Annotated in this window: 16 protein-coding genes and 1 pseudogene; 3 read left to right on the forward strand and 14 right to left on the reverse strand. The window is 27.9% G+C overall.

What is annotated here, in order from left to right; genetic code table 11:
* Position 1: 1 nt before the first annotated feature.
* Complete coding sequence (gene malQ / locus EQF90_RS05550) at positions 2-1,516, forward strand: 4-alpha-glucanotransferase (RefSeq protein ID WP_134711191.1); 1,515 nt, start codon at positions 2-4, stop codon at positions 1,514-1,516.
* 101 nt (positions 1,517-1,617) lie between these two features.
* On the opposite strand, the gene EQF90_RS05555 is transcribed toward malQ, so the two are convergent.
* From EQF90_RS05555 to EQF90_RS05575, 4 genes and pseudogenes are all read right to left on the reverse strand, one after another.
* Positions 1,618-2,622, reverse strand: coding sequence for a hypothetical protein (locus EQF90_RS05555; RefSeq protein WP_134711193.1), 1,005 nt, complete (start codon positions 2,620-2,622; stop codon positions 1,618-1,620).
* Entirely contained in the window at positions 2,622-3,305 is a 684-nt protein-coding gene (locus EQF90_RS05560; RefSeq protein WP_134711195.1) for a hypothetical protein, read from the reverse strand. The genes EQF90_RS05555 and EQF90_RS05560 overlap by 1 nt, the downstream gene beginning before the upstream one ends.
* Before the next feature lie 512 nt (positions 3,306-3,817).
* Positions 3,818-4,602, reverse strand: a pseudogene (gene istB, locus EQF90_RS08370) (IS21-like element helper ATPase IstB).
* 1,084 nt (positions 4,603-5,686) lie between these two features.
* A complete protein-coding gene (locus EQF90_RS05575; protein ID WP_330167153.1) occupies positions 5,687-6,862 on the reverse strand; it encodes an IS110 family RNA-guided transposase in 1,176 nt (391 codons plus the stop codon).
* Positions 6,863-7,133: 271 nt separating this feature from the next.
* On the opposite strand from EQF90_RS05575, the gene EQF90_RS05580 reads away from it, so the two are divergent.
* Both EQF90_RS05580 and EQF90_RS05585 read left to right on the forward strand, forming a co-directional pair.
* Positions 7,134-7,583 carry a hypothetical protein gene (locus EQF90_RS05580; protein ID WP_330167154.1) on the forward strand — a complete coding sequence of 150 codons (450 nt, stop codon included), beginning with the start codon at positions 7,134-7,136 and terminating at the stop codon, positions 7,581-7,583.
* On the forward strand, positions 7,583-7,750 hold the full coding sequence (locus tag EQF90_RS05585; RefSeq protein WP_134711902.1) for a transposase: 168 nt from the start codon (positions 7,583-7,585) through the stop codon (positions 7,748-7,750). Before EQF90_RS05580 ends, EQF90_RS05585 begins: the two co-directional genes overlap by 1 nt.
* Positions 7,751-8,299: 549 nt before the next feature.
* Here the strand turns inward: EQF90_RS05585 and EQF90_RS05590 are convergent.
* The 10 genes from EQF90_RS05590 to EQF90_RS05635 form a co-directional block, all read right to left on the reverse strand.
* Complete coding sequence (locus EQF90_RS05590; protein ID WP_134711861.1) at positions 8,300-9,277, reverse strand: aldose epimerase family protein; 978 nt, start codon at positions 9,275-9,277, stop codon at positions 8,300-8,302.
* Between the two features lie 52 nt (positions 9,278-9,329).
* Positions 9,330-9,806 carry a metallophosphoesterase family protein gene (locus EQF90_RS05595; RefSeq protein ID WP_134711862.1) on the reverse strand — a complete coding sequence of 159 codons (477 nt, stop codon included), beginning with the start codon at positions 9,804-9,806 and terminating at the stop codon, positions 9,330-9,332.
* 1 nt (position 9,807) lies between these two features.
* Positions 9,808-10,404 carry an RdgB/HAM1 family non-canonical purine NTP pyrophosphatase gene (gene rdgB, locus EQF90_RS05600; RefSeq protein ID WP_134711863.1) on the reverse strand — a complete coding sequence of 199 codons (597 nt, stop codon included), beginning with the start codon at positions 10,402-10,404 and terminating at the stop codon, positions 9,808-9,810.
* Positions 10,401-11,822, reverse strand: coding sequence for an Asp-tRNA(Asn)/Glu-tRNA(Gln) amidotransferase subunit GatB (gene gatB, locus EQF90_RS05605; protein ID WP_134711864.1), 1,422 nt, complete (start codon positions 11,820-11,822; stop codon positions 10,401-10,403). Before gatB ends, rdgB begins: the two co-directional genes overlap by 4 nt.
* The gene (locus EQF90_RS05610; protein WP_134711865.1) at positions 11,819-13,213 is read right to left on the reverse strand and encodes an amidase family protein; all 1,395 of its coding nucleotides are present in this window, start codon (positions 13,211-13,213) and stop codon (positions 11,819-11,821) included. Before EQF90_RS05610 ends, gatB begins: the two co-directional genes overlap by 4 nt.
* Positions 13,214-13,220: 7 nt before the next feature.
* Complete coding sequence (locus tag EQF90_RS05615) at positions 13,221-13,502, reverse strand: Asp-tRNA(Asn)/Glu-tRNA(Gln) amidotransferase subunit GatC (RefSeq protein WP_134711866.1); 282 nt, start codon at positions 13,500-13,502, stop codon at positions 13,221-13,223.
* Positions 13,502-15,499 carry an NAD-dependent DNA ligase LigA gene (gene ligA, locus EQF90_RS05620; protein WP_134711867.1) on the reverse strand — a complete coding sequence of 666 codons (1,998 nt, stop codon included), beginning with the start codon at positions 15,497-15,499 and terminating at the stop codon, positions 13,502-13,504. The genes EQF90_RS05615 and ligA overlap by 1 nt, the downstream gene beginning before the upstream one ends.
* A 720-nt stretch (positions 15,500-16,219) precedes the next feature.
* Entirely contained in the window at positions 16,220-16,612 is a 393-nt protein-coding gene (locus EQF90_RS05625; protein ID WP_134711868.1) for a hypothetical protein, read from the reverse strand.
* 28 nt (positions 16,613-16,640) lie between these two features.
* Positions 16,641-16,838, reverse strand: coding sequence for a hypothetical protein (locus EQF90_RS05630; protein ID WP_134711869.1), 198 nt, complete (start codon positions 16,836-16,838; stop codon positions 16,641-16,643).
* A gap of 25 nt (positions 16,839-16,863) precedes the next feature.
* Positions 16,864-17,079, reverse strand: a complete 216-nt coding sequence (locus tag EQF90_RS05635; RefSeq protein WP_134711870.1) for a hypothetical protein — start codon at positions 17,077-17,079, stop codon at positions 16,864-16,866.
* Between the last annotated feature and the right edge of the window lie 549 nt (positions 17,080-17,628).

The raw sequence follows: 17,628 nt of genomic DNA on the forward strand, positions 1-17,628 counted from the left end.
AATGTTAGATGAAAAATACAATTTTCAAAAAGTGAACGATAATAGAACTTCCGGAGTTTTGATGCACATTTCTTCTCTACCCGGACCTTATGGTATTGGTACTATGGGAGAAAATGCAAGAAAATTTGTTGACTTTTTAGTTAATGCAGGACAAACATATTGGCAAGTGCTACCAGTTGGTCCTACAAGTTATGGTGACAGTCCTTATCAATCTTTTTCAACATTTGCAGGTAATCCATACTTTATAGATTTAGAATATTTAAAAAATGATGGATTAATTACCCAAGAAGAATTAAATCCATTAAATGAAAATGTAGATATAGAAAAAATTGATTATGGTAGATTATACCATGAGAGATATGAAATATTAAGAAGGGCTTTTGAGAGATTTGATTTATCCTCTATTGATTTTTCGAGTTTCTGTAAACAAGAATCTTTCTGGCTAAATGATTTTTCATTATTTATGGCGTTAAAAGATGCTAATAATGGCAATTCATGGACACAATGGGATGAAAAATACAAATCAAGAAATAAACAAGCTCTTAAGGAATTTGAAGAAACAAATAAAAAAGATATATTCTTCCACCTATTTATCCAATATATTTTTTACAAACAATGGATAGCATTAAAAGAATATGCCAACTCCAGAGGAATAAAGATAATTGGTGATATTCCAATCTATGTTGCAGAAGATAGCTCAGATGTGTGGGCAAATCCTCAATTATTCTTATTAAAACCAGATTTAACCCCTGCATTTGTAGGAGGATGTCCTCCGGATGCATTTTCAGACGCAGGTCAATTATGGGGAAATCCTGTATATAACTGGGATGAAAATAAAAAGGAAAACTATAGATGGTGGATTGAAAGAATCAGATCATCATTCAAAATATTTGACTGTGTAAGAATTGACCACTTTAGAGGTTTTGAATCATTTTGGCAAATACCTGCAGGAGATGACACTGCCAAAAATGGTTCATGGCAAAAAGGTCCAGCTTACGACCTATTTAGACAAATCAAAGAAGATTTAGGCGATTTACCAATTATTGCTGAAGATTTAGGTTACATGACTAAAGAAGTTTATGAGTTTAGACAACAAACGGCATTCCCAGGAATGAAGATCATTCAATTTGCATTCAACGAAGAAATGAACAGTGAACATATTCCTCACAACTATACAACAGACTATGTAGTATATGCAGGGACACACGACAATGAAACACTTCGTGGATGGATTGATAATCAAGACCATGCTCTGTTACAAAGAGCAAAAGAATATGCAGGTTTAACCGAAGAAGAAGGTTACAACTGGGGTATCATCAGACTTTGTATGACATCAGTTGCAGACACAGCTATATTCCAATTACAAGATTTATTAGACCTAGGAAACTGGGCAAGAATGAATCTACCCGGAACATTAGGCACAAACTGGCAATGGAGAGCCAAAGAATTGCCTTCAAACGAATTAAAAGACAGATTATACAGATATACTAAAAACTCAAATAGATTAAGAAAATAAAAATAAAAAAAATCCACTTACGGCACTAGTCCTCGCTCCTATGGAGCTGCGGAGATGCCTAAGTGGATCTTTTTATTTTTTATGTAAATATTACAACTTTATCATCTTAAAGGAATAGCATTAAAAGTTTTATAGTTATTAAATTGTTTTGCATTTATAGTCTTATTGCTATTCAAATCAATAAATTTGTTATTATGCGTATCCATTTCTATAAAAATATCAGAATATGGTGCATAAAAAATTTGATTTCCATCAGATATTTTTGCAATTTCTTTTTTATCTGTAAAATTATAAAGTGAATAAATTGACTCTCCAGTTTCAAAATTATATTTTTCAATAAATAACTTTCCATTTTTATTTAAATATATATTACGAATATAATCTTCTTTTGATAATATATCTTCCTTATTTTTATACTTTGTAACTAAAATATTTTCTTTATTATTGTATTCATAAGCCAACTTTTCTAATTCTGTAACATAAATTTTATTTCCTGCTTTTTGCAAATCAGTACCTTTTGGTACATTTTGCTCATCTAATAATTTTTTTGTTTTAAAGTCATAAACTTTTAATGTCCAAATTTCTCTACCTAGTTGTGGTGAATCTAAAATAACATATAGTTTATTTTTCAATACTTTAAAACCATATACTATTTCATTAAAACTCATACATTCTTTTTCTCCAAATTTACAAATTTTCACCTTATATTCCGGATTAGGAAATTTAACAAACCCACCATTTTCATTGTAATATAAAATACCATCTTCTTCATCAATAATATCTGAAGAACTATCTAAAATCTTCTTAATAGTACCTTTATTTCTATCGACTTTTATAACTCCCCTAGGTCCATGATAATAAATATTATCGTTATAACATGTAACTCTGTCTAAATTTACCTTATTAAACTTATGACTTTCTAAAAATTTTCCATCTTCATCATATAAACTAATAATTGCTTTTATATCAATTTGAGAATTATGAGGAGATAATGTAATATATTTAGCATCTTTATTAATAATCCCGGATTTAACATGAATATATCCACATGCAGATAATATTATACAAATTGCAAACAAAATAAAAGTAAATTTCTTCAATTTCATTATTCTCTCCATTTATATAAATAATATGTATCATCGTCTGACATAATATCATAAGGAGAATAATGATATCCCCATTTTCCAGATGCTATATCATAACCTGCTTCTTTCCATGCATAATAAACTAATTCACTACAATAAAAAGTATCACTTCTTGGAATTATAGAATAAGCATATCCTATCTTATTATCAGCGTATTTATATGCAGTTCTATAATCTTGAGCCGATGCACCTCTAACTCTCATAATACCTCCTGTTTTACACTTTATCCAATAACCTTCAATTCTATTTTTATATAATTTCACGCCATCATCTTGATTTGCTTCAATAACATACCCAGATCCGTCTCCTCCAATACCTGCATGTCCATGACGAAATCCTAAAGTATAATTATCCATTGTTATAAAGATTTCACCATAAAAATTTCCATTTGTTGGAATATTTTTATTTTTTTTACCAGATGAATTTACAGAACCTCCTAAGCGTTTTAAAGATTCTACCGGCTTTAACGAATCAATAATCTTACATAATTCTTTTCTTTCATTATCATTTAATTCTTCATAACTTCTTACATTTTTGGAATCAAAATATTTATTTGTAGCTTCTATTGTGCCATAATAATCATTTATATCACTTTTAGCATTAACTCTTTCTATTGAGAATAATATAATAAATATTAAACACATTGAATTTTTTTTTTTTAATTTTTATCATTTATTTCTCTTTTTTTTGAAATCGATTTCTATAATTAAAATAGCAAATATTTAAAATAAAATCAATAAAATAATAATTACGATTTAGTTATATAAAACAACTCTACAATATATAGTATATAAAAAATCAAAAACTTCTTCTTACGCCACTAGTCCTCGGATTTCATCCTGCGGAGGTGGCTACGAAGAAGTTTTTGATTTTTTATTATATATTAGGATGTATATACTAATCTAAAAATAATCCATAAATTGAGGAAAATTTTTAGATTGACATTTGCATAAGAATTTATGTATATAATCAAAATTATCTTTTTATTGGGATTATGGGGGATTTTTTTGTGAAATCATGTAAAATAGTTATACAGGTAAAAATTTTTTAGAAAATCGTGTAAAATACCTCGAATTTTTGTGTACAGGTAAGAAAAATGGTAAAGTGTTAATGTCAACATAAAAATGTACAAAGTTGATTATATAAGAATGCACAGTTACTCCTCCCTTATATATTCTTTAAGTCTGTATGAATTTCCAGTAATAGATACGACTGTTGCATGATGTAACAATCTATCTATAATTGCCGAAGCTATTTTTTCATCATAAAATAACTTTGTCCATTCACTAAAATTTAAATTTGTTGTAATTATTGTACTTTTATTTTCATATCTCTTATCTATTATTTGAAATAATAATTTCTCATCACCTTCATTTAATGGTAAATATCCCATTTCATCAATTACTAGTAATTGATATTTTGAATAATGTTTTATCCTTTGTTCTAACCTATTCTCTATTTTTGCCCTTTTTAAGTTATCTATTAAATCCATACATTTAATAAAATATGTGCTTATTCTTTTTTTGCACTTTCTATTCCTATTGATGTTGCTAGATGTGTTTTTCCAACTCCGCTATTTCCAAAAAATATTATATTTTCATTATTTTCTAAAAACTTCAATGTACATAGCATTTTTATTTGGTTTTCATTAACTTCTGGATTAAAATTAAAATCAAAGTCATTTATTGTTTTAACATGTGGAAAATTTGCTACCTTTATCATTTGACTAGAGGCTACTTTTCTTTTATTTTCCACCTCATAATCTGTTAATTTAAGTAATCCATCAATTAATGATATATTTGAATTACTAGATTCATCTTCTAAATGAATTAGTATTTGCTTTAAGTTTAAGTACTCTAAATTAGAAACTAATCTTTCATAATTTACACTAGGAAGGGGTGTTAAGGAATCTTTTTCTATTTCTAATAAACTTAAAGGTATTTTATTTGTTCCTGTTTTTTATCTAAAGATACATGAAAAATTCTATACCTTGAGTAAGACAGTTGAAAAACAAAAATATTTAATTTAAGTATTTCTCCATCACTTGTAACAAATGAAATATCTTCCTTCCAATCAATTTGAGCTTGTTCACTTGCAGAAGTTTCAAATCTAATTTTGGTATCATTTTTATATGATTTTTTAGAAAAATATTTTTGGAAATTTTCATTTCTTGAAATATATCGTCTAAAGTTAGATTGACTAACATTTAAGTTGTGATTATCTTTTAAATACCTGTAAAGTATTGATTTAGAGTAAAACTTTTGAATTGAATTTTCATCTAAAAGTTCTTCAATTAAATCCTTAAAATCATTTATTTTTGAGGTTTTTTTCTTGTATTTTTTTTGTATAAATTTTTTTTAATGTTGATAAGTCTTCTAATTTTTTAACTTCTACGTATATATTGTTTGGATTAAATGAATATTGCATATATATCTCCTAATATTTAATATCTATTTATTTTATCAAATTGTTCATTGTTATTTAATCGTTTTTGTACATTATTATATTAGCATTAACAAATATCTAAAAAAGAATAATTTGTACTTAATATATGTACTGTAAAAAAAATGGTATTAGAATTTCAAACGATGTATAACAATTTAAATCTTAAAAAATATTAGTCCATAATCTAAACATAAACCAATAAATTATTTATTAAAAATAAATAAAGAAAAAATGAATACGAGATTCACAAATTAGTTAAAAGATATAGTCGAAGAGTAAAAAATAGAGCAAAAATAATTTTAAACCTCTAAACAAAATAGATACTATATACAGAAGGGATTTATATTATTTCTTTATAGAAATATATTTTTATATATGTTAAAATTAAATAAAATATTAAGACCAGCTATCAAATGTCAATAGATAAATGATTAATTGTTTGCAGTGCTCATGGAGTATAATTTTTTATCTAAGTTCTGTCAAGGGAGCGCACCTTGACAGAACTTAGATAAAAAATTACTTAAATTTGTGCACAGCAAACAAACCTAATAATTTAGGTGAAAAAAAACAATATTAACAATTAAATATTTGGAGTATACAACTTGTTATCACGCAACACTGCAAAAATGATGTTAGTAAGCTTCCTAGCAACTGCTCCAATAGCAGTACCATGAGCTTTTCCTCTATCTCTCATACCTTGATAGTATTTCGATAGAGCAGGATCTCTAAATGCAGCAACTGTAGCAGATAGCCAAATTGCTCTTCTTAAGTATGGTGAACCTCTTTTAGATATTTTAGTATTTGAAGCATTAAAATCTCCAGATTGCTTAACTGAAACATCAAGACCAGCATAAGCAACTAACTGACTTGCTTTTTCGAATCTTGAAATATCACCAATTTCGGAATAAATTGCAGCTCCAAGAACTTTTCCAACACCTGTAATGCTAGTGATTACTGGGCAAAGTTCATTAAGCATGAAAGAAATTTCTTCTTCAATTTCATAAATTTGATCTTCTAAAAATGAAATTTGGTTAATGATTTGTTTGATCTGAAAAGAAAAAGATTTTTTAGCAAATTTAATTCCAAAGGAGTTTGAAGCTGTAGATTGAATTTCTTGTGCTTTTTTTAGACCAAAACGCCCTTTACTACATTTAGAAAGAAGATTTGCTAATTCTTGTGCAGAAATGTTAATTAAATCTTCAGGTAAAGGATATTTGGATAATAGCTCTTTTGAAGCAACACCATAGATATTAGAAAAAAGTGTTGAGTATTCTGGAAAAACTTGGTCAAGAATAGCGACTAGTTTTCTTTTCCAATCAGAGCATTCATCAACTAAAGCAAATCTGTATCTAGAAAGATTTCTTAGTGCAAAAGCATCTTCATCAGAAAAATTTGAGATTGAGTATTCACCAAATCTCATGATTTGAGCGATGACAAAAGAGTCAATAGCATCATTTTTGGTTTGTCTTATGTACATTTTTCTGAAAGCTTCTGATTGAATTGGATTTATGACGATACAATTAAATCCAAGCTCTAGAAGAAAAGAATAAAGACTAAGCCAATAGTGACCAGTTGCTTCCATTCCAATAATGCAATTGTTAATATCAAGATTAAAATAATCAAGAAAATCCCTAAACTTTTCTAAACCTTTAATAGTATTAGAAAAAGATATACTTTTAGATAAGGATTTTCCGGAAGAGTCAATAATAGAAGCTTCGTGGTTTTTCTTTGCGATATCAATACCAATGTAAAACATAAAATCACCTAGTTTCAAAAAATTTAGATAGAGAAAGAACCCTCTAGAACTTTACGACAATGCAACCTCGTTAGACATACAGCAACGAATGTGCTATCCAGCTCATACGCATAAAGACGTAAAGAAGAGGCGTAACCCTTAATAAGGAAGACAAAAGCTTCAAGGAGAAAAACTACGACCTCTATCTATACAACTATTATCTCATAAAGAATATGAGATGAAAATAAAATATGTAGTTTTAACTACAACATTATTATACGAGGAGTATTATATGAAAATTTTTATCATATTATTATGTTTGCTTGCAATTGGATACAATTTTTATAATAAATCAAAAAATTTAATTTGCCAAAAATTATCTCCTGTAATTTATTTTCTTTTTACTTTGATCTTATTTTTAGGTTTAACTATATGGAGAATATATGACAATACTTTTTTGGGGTTAATAATCGTACTACTTTTTTCAATACTATTTATATCTAATTTTTATTCCATTGGAATAAGTAATAAGCATTTTTGTGTTTTTTTACCAAAATTATTTTTAGTTTTTAAAATACCATTCAACAAAGTCAAAAACATTACAATAGTAAATGAAAATAATAAATTAAAAATAATAATTGAAGCATATGGGGATAAATTTATTCAAATATATGATTTAAATTATGAAAAAAAATTTTTTGAAATTATAAACAATAATTCAAATATTAAAATTTTAAATTAATTCAGCTTAAAAGAAGAACAAATGTAATTGGAATATTTCCAAATACAAATTCGCTAATTAGATTAATGGGAAGTATATTAATTGAGGAATACGATAAATGGTCAGAAAAGAAATATAGAAATTACTATATGCCATCAATTATTGAACTAAGAAAAAAAACAAACTGAGCTAGAAAATTTAGCGAAAAAACAAGAATCAGTATAAAGGAGCGGAGCAAGTGTCAAAAGACAGTACGCTGGGCGAAGCCTAGGCAGCTCTTGACACTTGCTCACGGAAAACCCCTTTATGAGAAGAAAGTGCGTGAACTTTCTTTGCCTTCCAGCGAGGGCGAGTTCGGGCAGAGCCTGTAAAATTAATATTTAAAATTCGATTATTAACATTATAGATTTTACATCACTTTTAAGGCTTTACCATTTTTCTTACCTGTACACAAAAATTCGAGGTATTTTACACGATTTTCTAAAAAATTTTTACCTGTATAACTATTTTACATGATTTCACAAAAAAATCCCCCATAATCCCCATAAAAAGATAATTTTGATTATATACATAAATTCTTATGTAAATGTCAATCTAAAAATTTTCCTCAATTTATGGATTATTTTTAGATTAGTATATACATCCTAATATATAATAAAAAATCAAAAACTTCTTCGTAGCCACCTCCGCAGGATAAAATCCGAGGACTAGTGGCGTAAGAAGAAGTTTTGCATTTTTTAATTAAATTTAAACTCAATCACATTCATAAATTCTTCATCTTTTCTTAAGATGTAATTTGGTAAAAAGTCTTTATTTATAAAATCCGGTTCGTATTGTGCTTCGAAACAAATTCCTTGATGATTAAAGGATTTTGAGCCAATCATATTAATGTTATTTCCTATTGCATTTCCAGAATATACTACTACTGAAGGATATGATGTGTATACTTCCATGGAAATATTTTGAGATTTATTTTTTAAGGTAACATATGGAAGATTTCCATTTAATATAAATGTATGGTCATATCCACCAAATTTCAATGTTTGTACATGGGTTAAATTATCTAAAATACTTAAGGATTTTGGTGTTAATAAATCAAAGTCTGTGTTTTTTGCATCTTCTATTGAAATTGGTACACAATTATCAGCAGCAGCTAAGAATTTATCTGAATTTATTCGTAATTCATGATTTTTTATACTCTTGGTTTTATCTGCATTTAAATTGAAATATGCATGATTTGTGATATTTACTATTGTATCCTTATCTGATACTGCAAATATTTCTATTCTAAGTGTTGCATTGACTATAATGTATTTTACTTTTATATCAATATTTCCGGGATATCCAGAGTCTCCATCATTAAGTTTTGTTTTTAAGATAATGTATGGATTTACATCTTTTTCGCTAATTTCTACTAAATCCCAATACTTTTTAGTTAAATTAATATAGCCACCATGAATGCTGTAATCATTCTCATTATTGTCTAATTGATATATTTTTCCATTAAGTTCAAATTTTGCATTTGAAATTCTTCCTGCAACTCTACCAACCATAGCTCCTAAACATATTGGATTTTCAATATATTGCTCTATATTTTCATAGCTTAAAACACAATTTACATTTTTATATTGTAATTCGTAAATACTCGCTCCAATATTTAAAACTGTTAATTTTAGTCTGTCATTTTTTATAGTATATTTTTTTATATCTGACATAATATCTCCTATGTAAAAATCCAGAAAAGGTCAAGCCTAATCTGGATCATAATTATAATTTTACTCTTTCAAATTCTACATTTTCTTCATCAATATTCATCACAACATATGATTCATATTCTCCACCTCTATCATATCCTGCTGAACCCGGATTTATAATTGTTATTCCATCTATAACTTCATTATTAAATATATGAGTATGCCCATACATTACTATATCCGCTTCACATTCTTTTGCTTTATATATCAAATGTGTATTTCCAAAATAAACTTTTTCAAGATGGCCATGAGTTAAAAGAATTCTATGACCTTTTAATCTTATTAAATTATGATAAGGAACATATATTGCATTATAATCGTTATTACCTCTAACCATTTCAACAGGTATATCTGTATGATTTTTAATATATATCGCATCATCGACCATATCACCCAAATGAATTATTAGTTCAGCATCTTTATGTTTATCAAGTTCACTTATAAACGCATCTACTCTATAATGAGTATCCGAAACAATTAAAACTTTCATATCATGCTTCCAATTCTTCAAGGATAAATTTAAGATTCTCAATAGCTCGTCTTCTGTGATTTATAGATGTTCTCTCCTCATCACTCATTTGTGCTAAAGTTCTATTGAAATCTTTTACAATGAATATTGGATTATATCCAAATTTATTATCCCCTCTTTTTTCAGGAGAAATGAATCCATCTAATTTACCCTCAACATAGTGAACTTTTCCATCTCTTGTTATTAAACAAATGATTGTCATGAAATATGCTCTTCTGTCATTTAAATTTTCCAAATGACTTAATTCTTTAAGCATTTTTTCATTATTATCATCATAAGTTGCATTTTCACCTGCAAATCTTGCTGTAAAAACTCCCGGCTTGCCACCTAAAGCTTCTACAAATAATCCTGTATCATCAGCTATTACATTTTCATGAGTTAAATCAAATAAAGCCTTTGCTTTGATATAAGCATTTTCTCTTAAAGTTTTCCCTGTTTCTTCAACATCAAAATCTTCTAAATCAAGGTCTGACTTCAAAAGAAGTTCATGATTGTGTCCGATTATTTTTTTTATTTCTTTTATTTTATCTTTATTTGAACTTGAAAGAATTAATCTCATCGTTTTTCTAACTCCTCTTTAATCATCTTGCTTGCTTCTTGTGGATTAGCTTTGCCTTTTGATTGCTTCATAACTTGACCCATCAAGAATCCTAATGCTCTATCCCTACCGGCTTTAAAATCTTCGATTGATTGAGGATTTGCATTAAGTACTTCATTTACCAGATTTACTAAGAAATCAGAATCGTTATTTTGTTCCAATCCTAATTCAAGCATAACTTTTTGCGGATCTTCATTTGATTCAAAAATTTCTCTAAATATCTTCTTCCCTGAATTATTTGAAACTTTGCCATCTTTCACTAATTTTAATAATTTTGCAAAATTTTCTTTAGATAATTTCACCTGTGAGATTTCAATTTCATATTCTTTAAGTCTTCTCATCATTTCAGTTAATATCCATGACGAAACTAATGTAGGTTCATTAAATTCAGAAACTAAATCTTCAAAGTACATTGAAAGTTCTTTATCTTTGGATAAAACATTAGCGTCATATTCAGTTAATTTATACTCTTTAATAAATCTTTCTTTCTTTGCTCTTGGTAATTCCGGTAAATTATCTCTAATTTCCTTAATAAATTCATCTGATAAACTTACTCTTGGCATATCTGATTCAACAGTAAATCTATAATCATTTTCTTCATCTTTCTTTCTCATTAGAATTGTTGTACCTGATGCTTCATCCCATCTTCTTGTTTCTTTTGAAGATGTAATTCCTTTTTTCAAGTTTTCAGCTTGTCTTTTTTCTTCATATTGAATAGCTCTTTCAACAGCTCTGAATGAATTAAGATTTTTAACTTCAACTATTGCGTGTCTATTTCCCTCATCATCCTTAATATTTACATTAACATCACATCTTAATGAACCCTCTTCCATTTTTCCATCAGATGCTTCAATATATCTAAGTCTTTGTCTCAGATTTTCCAAGAACGCTCTTGCTTCTTCAGCACTTGAAATGTCAGGTTCAGTAACTATCTCTATAAGTGGAACACCTGCTCTATTAAAGTCTAAAAGAGTCTTTCCATCATCTGTATGTGTTGATTTTCCTGTATCTTCTTCAACGTGTATTCTTTGGATTCTAATTTTCTTTAATTCTTCACCTGATTCAATTTCTAAAAATCCGTGTTCTGCAAATGGCTCATCTTGTTGAGTAATTTGAAATCCTTTTGTTAAATCCGGATAAAAATATTTTTTTCTATCAAATTTCATTACTTGTCTGATATCACAATCAAATGCAATACCTGCCCTAATAGCTAATTCTAGTGCTTTTTTATTAATTCGTGGAAATGTCCCTACAATACCAAGACATACAGGGCAGACTAAAGTATTTGGAGCTTGTCCGAATTCATTTTTACATGAACAAAACATTTTTGTTTTTGTTAAAAGTTCTGTATGTATTTCTAAACCTACAATTGTTTTCACTTTAAGCCTCCTTCTACTTCTTCAGCAATTGCTAATAGTCTCATATCATCATATCTCTTACCTGCAATTTGAATTGAACCTAATACTCCTTCTTTCATAGGAATGGATATTGATGGAATATCAGATAAATTTGTTAGCATATTAAACATACCTACATCAAATGATGCATATGAATCAGCACTTGATTCTCCTACTTTTTTAGGTAAATCAATTGTTGTAGGTGTAATTAATGCATCGTAATTTTCAAATAATTTATCAATTTGACTTCTTACAGCACCTCTTATTTTCATAGCTTGTTTATAGTATTTTTGGTCATTATCTTTTGAAGCAAAGAAATTACCAAGTGCAATCCTTCTTCTAACTTCTTCCCCAAAATTATCTGTTCTATTTTTCACATAAAAATCTTCTGTTGAATCATATTTTTCTACGCTTTGTCCATACCTTAATCCATCTATTTTAGCAATATTTGATTCTACTTCAATCGCCATGATTACAGTATATACATCATTAATTAAATCCAAATAATTTAATGACACGATATCAATGTTTGCCCCTAAGGATTTCAATTTTTCAATTGTTTCATCAAATAATTCTTTAATTTGTGGATTTACATTATATTCATCCTTTAATTCTATAACGGCTATTTTTAAATCTTTCAGTTCAACTTTTCCATTAAATTCTTCAATATCTAACGAAGTAAAATCAAGCTCTGATTTTCCTCTTGCAATATTAAATAATTCTCTAATATCTGAAACTGTAGTACCCATTACCCCTACTCTATCCAAACTATTTGACATTGAGATTACTCCATATCTTGGAATTGCTCCGTATGTAGGTGCAAATCCCATAACGTGACAAAAGTCAGCCGGATTTCTCACAGAACCTCCTGTATCACTACCGAAAGCTACTACTGCTTCTTCAGCTGCAAGTGCTGCACCTGAGCCTGATGATGAACCACCGGGAGTTACGGTGTTGTCAAATGGATTTATTGTCGCCCCAAAATACGAAGTTTCTGATGAGCCACCCATTGCATATTCGTCCATATTTGTCTTACCAATTATAATTGCATCTGTACTTTTAAGTCTTTCCATTATTACCGCATCAAAAAATGGCACAAAATCTTTTAATGATTTTGAAGATGCTGTTGTTCTCAAATCCTTAGTAAGAATATTATCCTTAACAGCTACCGGAACACCAAATAATCCACTTATTTCAGCTTTATTTTTAATCTTTTCATCTAATTTTTTTGCTTTTTCTAACGCTTTTTCTTTATTTAATGTAAGATAAGTATTATAATTATTTTTTTCAATTAAATCATAAAGACTTGAAATGTATAATTCAACTGTAAATTCACCATCTCTATATTTTTTGTGTAATGTCTTAATATCCATGCTTCACCTAATCTTCCATAATATTATCTAATTTAAAATACCCATATTCTCTATGTTGTGTATTTGCAAATATTAACTCTCTATCAGTTGATTCTTTAATTTCATCATCTCTAAGAGGAGAAATTAATTCTGATGTAATTTCATATGTTTGCATTTCAGAAGTATCAACATCTAATAATTTATCTGCCATTTTTACAACTTTTTCAAACTTTTCGATTTCAATTTTTCTTTCAGATTCATCACTTGGCAAATCCAAATATGCCTTTTTATAATATCTTTCTACATTCATTATTCTAATCCTTCTAAAAACTTTATTAATTCTTCACCTTGATAAATTTTTACATTATTTTGCTGTGCCTTAGCTAATTTTGAACCTGCCTTTTCTCCGGCAAGCAAAATATCTGTACTCTTTGATACAGATGATGTAACTTTTGCACCCTTCAATTTTAATTTTTCTTCTATTTCTTTTCGATTATAACCCTCAATAGTACCTGTTACAACCATTACTAAATCCTTTAATTCCTCAGTTTTTGTTTCACTTGTTTCAATAAATTTAATCCCTTTTGAAATTAAATCATCTAATCCATTTTTTATCCTTTCGTCATGGAAAAATTCAACTATTGCATTTGCAGTAATTTCTCCTATATCGGAAACATTTATTAAATCTTCAAATTTAGCCTCTTTTAGTTTATCTAAAGTTTTAAACTCATCTGCCAAATCTGATGCAGTCTTTACACCTACATTTGGAATTCCCAGTGCATATATGAAAGATTTTAATTTAACTTCTTTTGATTTTTCAATAGCCTCCAAAATATTATCAGCTTTTTTATCCTTAAATCCTTCAAGCTTAAATAATTCCTCTTTAGTAATATCATAAAGTTCATCAATTTCACTAATATCAAGCACTTCTATCATTTTATCAATGGTCTTTTCAGACAATCCCTCAATATTCATAGCTTCTCTTGAAGCAAAATGAGTAAGTCTGGCATTTAACTGAGGTTTACAATTTAGTGAATTTTGACAGTAAATATGCACATTATCATAAAACAGCTCTGAATGACAATACGGACAAAATAGAGGTTTTTCAATATTTACAGTATTGCTGTTATCTTCATCTATTGCAGTTAATATTTCCGGAATTACATCATTAGATCTTCTAATCAATACATCAGACCCGATTTTTACTTTTTTTCTCTGAATATCATCAAAATTATTCAATGTTGCCCTTGAAACAGTAACTCCCTCAATATCAACAGGCTCTAAAATTGCGACAGGTGTAACTTTCCCTGTACGACCTACATTCCATATTACTTCTTTAATTTTTGTCACATACTGTTCAGCTTCAAACTTATATGCTATAGCCCATCTTGGAAACTTATTTGTATATCCCAAAACATCCCTAGTTCTAAAATCATTAATCTTAATAACAACTCCATCAGTTAATACATCAATCGTCTTTCTATATTCTCCAATCTCTGTAATTACCTGAACCAGTTCTTGAAAAGTATGAACCTTTTTTCTAAATGGAAATGTATTAAATTTGTTATATACAAGAAATTCAAACACTTCGTCCTGTGAATTTATTACATCTTGGTCAATAAATCCAATATTATATAAATAGCATTCTAAATGTCTACTTCGTGTAACTGATGCATCAAGATTTCTCAAAGCCCCGGCTGCCGCATTTCTCGCATTTTTTAACTTATCTTCATGCGTATTATTATATTTTTCAAGAGATGATAAAGGCATAACACCCTCCCCCGAAACTTCAACAATACCCTTAAAATCAATAGTCCTAGGAATTGAATCAATAGTTAAAACTTGTGGTAAAATTTCCTCCCCAATTACTCCAGTTCCTCTAGTTGCTGCATTTTCAAGTTTTCCATCTTTATATGTTAAATTTATTGTAAGTCCATCAAATTTTAGCTCTACAATATACTCAATTTCAGGAAGAATATCATTTGCCCCGGCATTATATTGTAATCTCAACTTTTCAGCTCTATTCATCCAATCTTCAATTTCTTCAAAAGATTGAGCCTTATCTAGTGAATACAATCTTCCCAAATGCTCATGTTTTACAAATTTTTCAAGCACCTTATCCCCAACAATCTGAGTTGGTGAATCTTCAAAAACTAGCCCACTTTCCTCTTCCAATTTCTTAAGTTCATCATACAATTTATCATATTCCTTATCAGAAATTAAAGGTTCATCAAGTGTATAATAATGATAATTAAGCTCCTTAATACGCTCTATTAAATTTTTAATTTTTATTTCAATATCACTCATAATATCTCCATTTAGATTAATCAACACTATTATTATAGCACATTATATTGATATATAAAACGTGCTTATCAATTGAAAACAATATATTTTTAGAGTTGTCAAACATATCTTAAAATAGGAAAATATAATGATGTTATTAAAATAAACATCTATGATTAACATATAAACAACACTTAGTTTCTTAAATGCCTTAAGTTTAATTGTCCTACAATAAATACCCATAGTGCACAAGTAGTGTTGGTGGATAAATTATCCTTCACCACTCATACCCTATGGGTGTTTGACAAATCTATGAGAGCGCGTTTTTAGAAGATTTTCATGTATGCTGTAAATGTCAAGTAATTGATATTAAAAAAGCACTTAAATTTTTGAGATTAATTTTTACTCATTTTTAAGTGCTTATTATTTTAGCTGTTTTACTTTTTACATGGAATTTAAATCTTTATATATTTTGTTGAACGACCACTGCTTATCTTTTCATTGTCCTGTAATTCTTCTAAGGCTAGTTCTATTATCCTTTGTGATATATTCGGGCAAAGAATCATAATATCTTTTTTGTAAAGTAGCTCTAATGATTTTTGAATAACAGAAAATACTCTTTCATAAGAAAATCAATCTTTTTATTATTTGTATCTATTTTTAGAGAAACTTGATTTATCTTTTCAGCAATTAATGATTAAAATATTAATATAATAGTTCTTAATACATACATATTTAAAATTAATTATTCTTTTTTATAGTACTATTTACAGCATGCAACATAATTAAAGCCCCGAAAGCCATATGACGAGCTCCGACGTCCATAGTTGTCGATATTGTTTCATAAATATAAAATGCACATGAAAACAAAATATAAATATAAAATAATATAATTGCAATTTTAAGCAATATAGAATTTATGCTTTCATTTAAAATATTTCTTTGATTTTTATAATTTTCTAAACTTATAAATAACATGATTGCTGAAAATATAAAACAAAAAATCGTTCTTATTTCTAAATTGTTAGAATTAATGTTTCCAGTTAAAGCAGCTCCTACTGTACTTGAAGAAACTACTGTAAAATAAATACAAGCAAATACTACATTAGTCTTATATACATTCTTTATTTTCATAATTACCTCTATTCAACTTATGTAATATTTAATCAGCATTCCATCCCTCAATCACGGTAGTTACACCACCTATTACTCCCGCAACTCCAAGACCTTTTGATCCGAGTTCAGGTCCTAATACGGTTCCTGCTACTCCTGCTACAGCAGTTATAGTTCCACCTATAATATACAACCAATTTTTACCACCTTCTATAAGTAATAAATCCTCTTCCAATAATAGTTCCATTTTAGCCTCCTAATCATTTTTTATCTTACTTCTTCAATTTACCAAGTAATGTGATTCCTTCTCCAAGCATTCCTAATGCACCATACCATCCTGCACCAGGTAGCGTTGCAACAATTGGTGCACCAGCAATTAATAGTGTTCCTCCTATAGCATATCCCGCTTCAGCCCAGCCTCCAGCATTTATTAAATCCAATTCACGTATGCTTAAATCATTAAAATGATTATTTAATGTAATTTCCATATTACTATCTCCTTATTTTATATTTTATATTAAGCAACCAATCATGTCGACCTAATCAATTGCGATTAATACCATAATAAATTTTTATTTATATTGAAGCCTTAATTTTTCTCAACCTCAACATATATGTCAATCTCAACATTTTCTAACTCTTGAATCTTTCTTATTTTTATTATTAAATCAGTTATAACTACTGTATATGCTAGTGTTTTTATAAATCCATTTTCTTCAATATATTTTTTAGTTTATTTTCTAAAATTAATACTTAATTAAAATTTGTAATTTAATATATACTAATTTATAGTATATATAATAAATATTTATTTACTTTACATCTATAATATTAAATTATTATTTTTTTATTGTCAATAATTAGGCTGGTACTAGTTTGTCCCATTTATTTTTTATTAGGCTAATTATGGCTTTTTATATATTATTTTTACTTGTATTTAAATCTTATCTAATTATATTTAAGCTATTTTATATTATAGAATTCTACAATAAATACCCATAGTGAACAAATAGTGTTGGTGGATAAATTATCCTGCA

The sequence above is a fragment of the Helcococcus ovis genome (assembly GCF_004524775.2).
Classification (GTDB): domain Bacteria; phylum Bacillota; class Clostridia; order Tissierellales; family Peptoniphilaceae; genus Helcococcus; species Helcococcus ovis.

Excerpts from the sequence above, each read along its gene's own strand:
- malQ (WP_134711191.1), top strand. The coding sequence starts at position 2 with ATGTTAGATGAAAAATACAATTTTCAAAAAGTGAACGATAATAGAACT.
- EQF90_RS05555 (WP_134711193.1), bottom strand. The coding sequence starts at position 2,622 with ATGAAATTGAAGAAATTTACTTTTATTTTGTTTGCAATTTGTATAATA.
- EQF90_RS05560 (WP_134711195.1), bottom strand. The coding sequence starts at position 3,305 with ATGTGTTTAATATTTATTATATTATTCTCAATAGAAAGAGTTAATGCT.
- EQF90_RS05575 (WP_330167153.1), bottom strand. The coding sequence starts at position 6,862 with ATGTTTTACATTGGTATTGATATCGCAAAGAAAAACCACGAAGCTTCT.
- EQF90_RS05580 (WP_330167154.1), top strand. The coding sequence starts at position 7,134 with ATGAAAATTTTTATCATATTATTATGTTTGCTTGCAATTGGATACAAT.
- EQF90_RS05590 (WP_134711861.1), bottom strand. The coding sequence starts at position 9,277 with ATGTCAGATATAAAAAAATATACTATAAAAAATGACAGACTAAAATTA.
- EQF90_RS05595 (WP_134711862.1), bottom strand. The coding sequence starts at position 9,806 with ATGAAAGTTTTAATTGTTTCGGATACTCATTATAGAGTAGATGCGTTT.
- rdgB (WP_134711863.1), bottom strand. The coding sequence starts at position 10,404 with ATGAGATTAATTCTTTCAAGTTCAAATAAAGATAAAATAAAAGAAATA.
- EQF90_RS05610 (WP_134711865.1), bottom strand. The coding sequence starts at position 13,213 with ATGGATATTAAGACATTACACAAAAAATATAGAGATGGTGAATTTACA.
- EQF90_RS05615 (WP_134711866.1), bottom strand. The coding sequence starts at position 13,502 with ATGAATGTAGAAAGATATTATAAAAAGGCATATTTGGATTTGCCAAGT.
- ligA (WP_134711867.1), bottom strand. The coding sequence starts at position 15,499 with ATGAGTGATATTGAAATAAAAATTAAAAATTTAATAGAGCGTATTAAG.
- EQF90_RS05625 (WP_134711868.1), bottom strand. The coding sequence starts at position 16,612 with ATGAAAATAAAGAATGTATATAAGACTAATGTAGTATTTGCTTGTATT.
- EQF90_RS05630 (WP_134711869.1), bottom strand. The coding sequence starts at position 16,838 with ATGGAACTATTATTGGAAGAGGATTTATTACTTATAGAAGGTGGTAAA.
- EQF90_RS05635 (WP_134711870.1), bottom strand. The coding sequence starts at position 17,079 with ATGGAAATTACATTAAATAATCATTTTAATGATTTAAGCATACGTGAA.